The sequence below is a fragment of the Paraburkholderia sp. BR10923 genome (assembly GCF_040948765.1).
Lineage (GTDB): Bacteria > Pseudomonadota > Gammaproteobacteria > Burkholderiales > Burkholderiaceae > Paraburkholderia > Paraburkholderia youngii.
Genome location: NZ_JBFPKO010000176.1, coordinates 1 through 359 on the forward strand (window position 1 = coordinate 1; position 359 = coordinate 359).

At 59.3% G+C, this 359-nt stretch carries 1 pseudogene; it reads right to left on the reverse strand.

What is annotated here, in order from left to right:
* A pseudogene (locus tag AB3X94_RS41990) lies at positions 1-209 on the reverse strand (transposase); the annotation flags it as partial.
* Between the last annotated feature and the right edge of the window lie 150 nt (positions 210-359).

Below are 359 nucleotides of genomic sequence, written 5' to 3' on the forward strand. Positions count from 1 at the left end.
TCTGGCTCAGCGCCCCGGTAACCACGGTCGACGATCGCGATTTCAGGTTTGACATCGCTGAGAATCGCTGCCTGCTCCAGCGCTTCTTCCAGCGTATGTCCATCGTACGGATTGCCCGGCATCGAGCCGGCACCCACCACCAGCCCTTCCCGGTGTGTCGTCGTGATCGACACCTTGACGCCAAACTCGTATGGCGTGCGCGCCTTACCCGAAACGAAACTCGCGCTCATCGATGCACTGAGCCGCTCCCAATTGATCAGCTCGGCCAGCCGTACCAGTGGATGCTTGAGATTGATCTGTTCGCGCAGTGGATGCCGGAACAAATCCTTCTCCGTTACAGGCGCCTTCGGACCCATCTA